The sequence below is a fragment of the Streptomyces sp. NPDC028331 genome (assembly GCF_055565775.1).
Genome location: NZ_JBVHTR010000037.1, coordinates 43,761 through 51,307, shown reverse-complemented (window position 1 = coordinate 51,307; position 7,547 = coordinate 43,761). Strand labels below are relative to the sequence as shown.

6 protein-coding genes are annotated in these 7,547 nt (G+C 70.0%); 5 read left to right on the top strand and 1 reads right to left on the bottom strand.

All coding sequences use genetic code 11. The features are described 5' to 3' along the window. Positions 1–141: 141 nt before the first annotated feature. Entirely contained in the window at positions 142–726 is a 585-nt protein-coding gene (locus ACZ4SW_RS35195; protein ID WP_468253158.1) for a TetR family transcriptional regulator, read from the bottom strand. A 177-nt stretch (positions 727–903) separates the two neighbouring features. On the opposite strand from ACZ4SW_RS35195, the gene ACZ4SW_RS35190 reads away from it, so the two are divergent. From ACZ4SW_RS35190 to ACZ4SW_RS35170, 5 genes are all read left to right on the top strand, one after another. After that, complete coding sequence (locus tag ACZ4SW_RS35190) at positions 904–2,187, top strand: alpha/beta fold hydrolase (protein WP_468253157.1); 1,284 nt, start codon at positions 904–906, stop codon at positions 2,185–2,187. An 82-nt stretch (positions 2,188–2,269) separates the two neighbouring features. Beyond that, complete coding sequence (locus ACZ4SW_RS35185) at positions 2,270–3,868, top strand: MFS transporter (protein ID WP_468253156.1); 1,599 nt, start codon at positions 2,270–2,272, stop codon at positions 3,866–3,868. Positions 3,869–4,122: 254 nt separating this feature from the next. After that, on the top strand, positions 4,123–5,010 hold the full coding sequence (locus ACZ4SW_RS35180; protein WP_468253155.1) for an AfsR/SARP family transcriptional regulator: 888 nt from the start codon (positions 4,123–4,125) through the stop codon (positions 5,008–5,010). A 410-nt stretch (positions 5,011–5,420) separates the two neighbouring features. After that, the gene (locus tag ACZ4SW_RS35175) at positions 5,421–6,494 is read left to right on the top strand and encodes an SMP-30/gluconolactonase/LRE family protein (RefSeq protein ID WP_468253154.1); all 1,074 of its coding nucleotides are present in this window, start codon (positions 5,421–5,423) and stop codon (positions 6,492–6,494) included. Between the two features lie 44 nt (positions 6,495–6,538). Then, positions 6,539–7,519 (top strand): aldo/keto reductase, encoded by a 981-nt coding sequence (locus tag ACZ4SW_RS35170; RefSeq protein WP_468253153.1) that lies wholly within the window; start codon positions 6,539–6,541, stop codon positions 7,517–7,519. Positions 7,520–7,547: the final 28 nt, after the last annotated feature.

Here is a 7,547-nt window from a genome sequence, read left to right as displayed (position 1 = left end):
GGAACGACAGGCTCGGAGGCAACAGGCGAAGGCTTGAAAGACACGACACCAGGATCCCGCCAACAAGCCCATCACACCCACAGAACTAACGAAAAGATCAGTAGGGGCCCGGGCCGTCCACGGCCCGGGCGGGCGGCCCGCTCAGCGCTTGAGCGGCCCCACGCCGTTGAGCAGCGTGTCCACGACGGCCGCGGCGAGCGCGTCCGGATCGATGCCGCTGGCCGCGCGCTCCTGGATCGCCTGCTCGATCAGCGCGTGGTAGACGCGCTGCGCCCACACCAGGTCCGCACCGGGACGCAGCAGCTCCGCGTCCCGGGCCCGTTCGAGCAGCATCATGCCCTTGGCGAAGATCCGGTCGTGCGCGGCGACGGCCTCCGGGTCGCGCAACTGGGGCTGGTGGACGGCGAACCGCCAGCTGCTCTTGACCTCGATCACATTGGCAGTGACCTGATGGAGCGCCACCATCGGCGGCGCGGTCTCCGGGCGCCCCGCGTCGATGGCCTCCTCGACCTGCCGGAAGGCGTGCGAGGCCATCGCGTCGAGCAGGGCCTCGCGCGAGAGGAACCGCCGGTGCACGGTGGTGCGTGCCACGCCCGCGGCGGCCGCGATCTGGGCCAGGCTCGCGGCGGGATCCTCGCTGAGCACGCGCTCGGCGGTCTCCAGGATCAGACGGACCGTGCGCTCCGTGTCCGCACGCAGCGGCCGCTCTTTCGTGGTGTCCGGCACGGTGCCCGCCTTTCTGCCCTGGTCTCGCCGGTCTCGGCGTTCTCCCGACTGTACCAACGTACAGCCAAGTAGCAAGAACGTGAATAGATGCAACGTGATGTTGCATCTTCGTGAGTTTTGACTACAGTCATGTACCGACTAGCAACTCAGTTGCAACCATTGAGGAGCGTGAATCTCGTGTCGCACGACCAGCAGGACTGGATCGAGACGTACGAGTTCCACGACGGGGTCACCGCGAGTGGCCCCACGGAACTGCAGAAGGTCGGAGTCCTCAAGATCGGCCGCCCAGACGCCCGCCGCGTGCTGGTGCTGGTCGGTGGCCGGGAGGGCGGCGCCGCGGTCTTCAAGCACGCCGCGCGCTGCCTGGCCAGGGCCACCGACGACCTGCAGGTATGGGCGGTCGACCGCCGCGAGCAGAACCTCGCGGACCTCTCCGGCTTCGCCCGCAGCCCCGAGGAGGCCACCGAGTACTACCTCGGCGGCCACTACCGGGCCTGCGAGTCGAAGGACCACCCGTACGCGGCCGAGTGGGGCCTGCGGGTGCTCGTGGAGGACCTGCGCCGGGTGGTCCTGGCAGCCGCGGACGGCGGGCGGCGGGAGGTCGTCCTGGGCGGTGTGTCCGTGGGCGCGACCGCCGCGCTGTCGTACGCCGCCTGGGACTTCGACGGCACCCCCGGCCACCGCGACCTGGCGGGTCTGGCCGTGGTCGACGGCGGTGTGCACAACGCCTACGCGGGCGCCGGCATGGAGTTCGACCTGCCGCTCGCCGCCGCCGAGGGCTGGCTCGCGCAGATCGAACAGGGCGCGGTGTTCGAGGACTTCACCAGCACCACGGTCGGCCTGGGCACCCGGCCGGAGGACGCCGCCGTCTGGTTCCAGCTGGCCGCCCTGCACGCGGTGGCCGACCCGGAAGCCCCGGCGGTGCTCGCCGACCGGCTGCCCGAGGCGGTCCGCACCGACCGCAAGCTGACCAACGCGGGCCTGCTGGGCTGGCTGTTCGACGCCAAGCGCGCCCACCCCTCGTTCTCGGTGAACGCCGGCACGCTGGAGGACAGCGGCGTCTGGAGCGACGGCGGTCCCACCCGCCTGGCCACGGTCGCCGAGGCCTTCGCCGGCCCGCGGCCCAGCGCCTGGCTGTGGTACACCCTCAACCGGGTGCTGCTCGACTACGTTGCCGCACTGCCCTTCACCGAGACGGACGTCACCCGGCGACTGGGGCTGCGGCTCGCCCACACCTCCGGCATCGACATCCCGCTGTACGCCTTCCAGTCGGGTCTGACCAACGGCACCACCGGCCAGGCCGCCGCCTCGGTCGTCGCCGGCAGCCGGATCCCGGAGCTGGCGCTGTACGCGGACCCGGCGCTGACCCACCAGGACGTGGTCTACGCCCGCTGGGAGGACAACCGCTTCCTGCAGACCCTGTCGCAGTTCCTGCGCGACCTCCCGGCACGCGACCGCTGACCGGATGCCGTGCCCGGGCGGCGGAGCCGTTCCCGCAGCTCCGTCACCCCCTGGATCTCACCTCGGAAGGAGCAGCAGTCCCATGACTGCAGTCACCGCCCGTGAGGCACCTCCACGGGCCGGGCTCACCCTCTTCGCCCTGTGCCTGGCCGTCTTCATCGTTCCCTACGGCCTCAGCAGCCCCCCGGTCGCCCTGCCGGCGATCGGCCGCGACCTGGGCGCGGGCGTCGTCCCGCTGCAGTGGGTGGTCAACTCCTACAACGTGATGGCCGCCAGCTGCATGATGGCCGCGGGCTCCATCGCCGACCGCATCGGCCGCAAGCGGGTCTTCGCCTTCGGCGTCGCCCTGTACGGCCTGTCCTCCCTGATCGGCGCGCTCGCTCCGCACGTCGTCGTCCTGGACGTGGCGCGCGGCATCTCGGGTGTCGCCGCGGCCTGCATCATGACCGCCGGCGTGTCGGTGATGGCGAACATGTACCACGGTGCCGCCCGGACCAGGGCGTTCGCCTACGTCGGGGTCACCATCGGCGCGGGCCTCGCGCTCGGTCCGACGACCTCCGGTCTGCTCGCGTCCGCGCTCGGCTGGCGTTCGGTGTTCTGGGTCCACGTCGTGATCACAGCGGTGTCCCTGTTCGGGTTCCGCCTGGTGCAGGAGTCGAAGGACCCGGAGGCCAACTCCGTGGACTGGCCGGGCACGATCACCTTCACCGTCGGCCTGTTCCTCTTCACCCTCGGCGTCATCGAGGGCCCGCAGTGGGGCTGGGGCAGCCCGCAGGTGCTCGGGCTGTTCCTCGGCTGCGTGCTGTTCCTCGCCGCCTTCGTCGCCGTGGAGCGGCGCCAGCGGATGCCCATGTTCGACCTGAGCCTGTTCCGCGAACCGCGCTTCATGGCCGTCAACCTCCTCGCCACCGCGGTCTCCTTCGGCTTCGTCGGTCTGATGGTCCTGCTGCCCTCCTACCTCGTCGGAGCCAACGGGCAGAGCGACGGCGAGGCCGGTCTGACCATGCTGCTGCTGACGGTTCCGGTGCTCGTCTTCCCGCTGGTCGCCGGGCGCCTGGTGCAGGCCGGGGTCGCCATGCGCACCGTCCTCAGCGCCAGCCTGGTGCTGGTGGCCGCCGGCTGCGCCTGGCTGACCGTCGTCCACCCCGGCATCGGCCTGCTCGGCCTGGCCGGACCGCTCGTGGCGGTCGGTGTCGGCATCGGCCTCATCTACGGCCTGATGGACGGCGCGGCGGTCAGTACCGTCCCGCCCACCAAGGTCGGCATGGCGAGCGGCATGTTCAACACCATCCGGCTCGCCAGTGAGGCCGTCGCCGTCGCGGGCATGGTGGCCGCGCTCGTCTCCCTCGTCCAGAGCCGGATCTCCGACGGCCTGAACCGCTTCGCGGCCGGGACCGCACTGCGCACCCGCGCGGTCGCCGACAGCGTGACCAGCGGTGACGTCGACGGTCCGGTCCGGAAGGTGGCCGCCGGTCTGCGGTCCGAGTTCACGGACTTCCTGCGCACCGGCTACACCGAGGGCTTCCGGATCGTCCTGTGGTGCGCCGCCGCCATCTGCGTCGTCAGCGCACTGGTACTGCACCGCATCCTCACCGACCGCGCGGACGACGCCGGTCAGGGCGGCGCGGAGGCGGAGCACACCGAGGATCCCGCCCCGTCGCGGACGGACGCCACCGTCTGAACCGTCCGAGGCCGGCCTTCCCCCGCTTGTTCGCCGCGGCCGGCCTTCCCCCGCTTGTTCGCCGCCCGGGGCATCGAGCCCCGGGCGGCGAACGCGTTCCTTTCTGCGGAATTCACTCCGTTCCCGTGTGCACATCGCCGCGCGCACACCGTCGTGGCGAAATTCACACACCTATACCCCAGAGAAGCAATGGTAAAGAACAGGCATGCGGGGTCAACCTTCGTTGCATTTCCTTGCGAGCCACCTTCGCATGTGTGAGCCTTCTGGTGAAAGGTCTTGGAGCGAGCACCAACTCAAGGATCACAGTGTTTCGGTTCAATGTTCTCGGCCCACTGACTCTCACCTGGAACACCGAGACGATCACCGTGCCACGAGGCCCGAAAGTTCGTCAACTGCTGAGCCTTCTGGTACTGCAGCCAGGGGCGGTGGTGTCACACGGAACAATGGTGGACGAACTCTGGGGAAAGGAACCTCCGAAGACGGCGCTTTCCACGGTCAGAACACATGTGTACCACCTGAGAGGAATTCTGCGCGAAGCGCTCGGCGAGCGAATATCGCACGATCTGATAGAGACGTGGTCGACCGGCTACATCCTGCGCGTGCTGCCGGAGCAGGTGGACGCGGAGAACTTCCAGCGGCTGGCCCGCCAGGGTGAGGCGCTGCTCGACCGCGGGGACCTGCAGGAGGGGTCTCGCCTGGTCAGAAAGGCCCTTGCCCTCTGGCGGGGCGACCCGCTGACCGATGTGGCCAGCGGCCCGGTGCTCACCCAGCACGTGCGGCATCTCGAGGAACTGCACATGCGGACCCTGCAACTGCGCATAGAAGCCGACATGCGCATGGGACGGCACTGCCAGATCGCCGCCGAACTGAAACGCCTGGTCGCCTGCCACCCGCTGAACGAGTGGCTGCACGGACAGCTGATCACCGCGCTTTACCGCAGCGGCCGGCGCGGAGACGCTCTGCACGCCTATCACGATATGCGGTGCCTGCTGCGGGAGGAACTCGGACTTGATCCCTCGCTGGAACTCCAGCGGCTGCACCAGGCGATACTGTCGGACAAGGCGGGGAATCGACACTTCGTCCACTCCCCCGCCATCACTGCGGACCGGCTGTTCACCGAGGGCATGGACCGCGCGTCCTGATCCCCCGGCCGATCAATGTTACCCATGGTATTACCCGGGGTGGCCGCATGGAAAATCATGGATGAGCATTTCCCTCTCCGGGGTCGCCCCTGTGGCGAGAAATGCAGATTAAAAGGAGCGAACGTGCGGGAAGCACTCATCGCCCATCGTGGCGCAATCGCCGTCCGTGTGGCGAGTGCGCGCAGGGGGTCCGGGACGCGGGCCTGATCTGGACGTGCGGGCGCACCGCGGGTCCGGCTCGGAGGAGGCCATCGCCTTCGCCCAGGAGCACGGCCTGCGCCGCACACCCCCACATCCCCGACCCCCACAACACCCCTCGCGCCCACACCAGCCCCGACCCCCACACCGACTCACCGTCACCTCGACTCACGTCACGTCAACTCATCGAGCCCGCTACGGAAAGGACTCCCATGGTCAACGGACTCCGACGCGTGCACCGGGCGATCCTGCCCGCCGCCCTCGTCCTCTCCACCGCCCTGCTGCCCTCGACAGCGGTCGGTGAGCCCGCGGCGGCCGGTGCCGACGGCACCAGACAGGCCGCGGCCGACGCGGCGCTGCCCGCCGTGATCAACGGATCGGGCACGGCCATCCACCCCGAGGGCGTCACCTGGGACCCGACGCGCTCCGCCTTCCTCATCGGCTCCATCCGCTACGGCACCGTGTCCGTCGTCCGCGCCGACGGCACACCCCACACGCTGATCGACGACCCCGAGCTGATCGCGACCGGCGCGATACGCGTCGACGTGCCCCGCAACCGCCTCCTGGTCACCTACGACGACGTGTACGCGGGCCCGAACGCCCTGCTCAGCGTCGGCTCCACGCCCGAGACCCGCGGCCGTCACGCGGGGTTGGCCATCTACGACCTGCGGACCGGGAAACTGCGGCACCGGATCGACCTCGGCGAGGCGCCCGGCCTGCACCTCGCCAACGACATCGCCCTGGACCCCCAGGGCAACGCATACGTCACCGACTCGTTCTCCGGCCACATCTTCAAGGTCACCCCGTCGGGCCAGAAGTCGACGTTCCTGTACGACCCCGCGCTGGACGCCGGCACGGACGACAGCGGCCTGCCCAACGTCGGCGTGAACGGCATCGTCTACCACCCCGGCGGCTATCTGCTGGTGGTGCGCTACGACACGGGTGCGATCTTCCGGATCCCGCTGGACCGGCCGCAAGACTTCCGCGAGGTCGACCTCCAGCAGCGCATCCCCGGTGCGGACGGCATGGCCCTCGCCCCGGACGGCACCCTCTGGGCGGCGACGAACACCATCCGCTCCACCGGCATCGACGGGGTGTTCCGGCTGCGCTCGGACGACGGGTGGCGCACCGCCCGCACGGTCAGTGCCCAGGCCTCACCCGAGGCGGCGCCCACGACCGTGGCCGTCACCCCGTCCGGCGAATACGTGCTCAGCAGCAACCTGAACGTCCTCTTCGGCAGCGGCGGCGCTCAGACCCGCGACGGCTTCGTCCTGCGCCGCTACTGAGCGGGCGCGACCCCACAGGGAACAACACGGAGAACACAGAACACATGGAACGTCGTTTCCTCGCCGGTCTGGAGGTCTCCGCCCTCGGCCTCGGCTGCATGGGCATGAGCGACCACTACGGTGTGCCCGACGACACGGAGTCCCTCGCGACGATCCGGCGCGCACTGGACACGGGCGTGACCCTGCTCGACACCGCGGACATGTACGGCCCGTTCACCAACGAGCGCCTCGTCGGCAGGGCCGTCGCAGGGCGCCGGGACCAGGTGGTCATCGCCACCAAGTTCGGCATCGAGCGGCTGGCCGACGGCACGGTCAAGGGCATCAACGGCCGCCCCGAGTACGTGCGCGCGGCCTGTGACGCCTCGCTGCTCCGGCTGGGTGTCGACCACATCGACCTGTACTACCAGCACCGGGTCGACCCGAAGGTGCCCATCGAGGAGACCTGGGGTGCCCTGTCCGAACTGGTCGCCGCGGGCAAGGTGCGGCACCTCGGCATCTCCGAGGCCGCACCCGGCACGGTGCGCAGGGCGCACGCCGTCCACCCGATCACCGCGGGGCAGTATGAGTACTCCCTGTTCACCCGCGACGTCGAGGACGCCCTCCTGCCCACGCTGCGGGAGCTCGGCATCGGGCTGGTGGCCTACAGTCCGATGGGCCGCGGGCTGCTCACCGGCCGTATGACGGACACCAGCGACCTGCCGGCCCACGACATACGGCACCTGTCGCCCCGCTTCCGGCGAGAGAACCTGGGCGCCAATCTCGCGCTCGTGGACGCGCTGCGGAAGGCGGCCGCGGACCTCGGCGTGACGGCGGCGCAACTGTCCCTGGCGTGGCTGCTGGCCCAGGGCACCGACATCGTGCCCATCCCGGGCACCAAGCGGCGCACCTACCTCGACGAGAACCTCCGGGCGGCGGAGCTGAAGCTCACCGAGGAACAGCTCGGCGCGATCGAGGCGGCCGTACCAGCCTCGGCCGTCGCGGGTGAGCGGTACGACCCGCCGCGGATGGCCACCGTCAACATCTGACCAGCCGTCATATCCCCATCGCATCCGT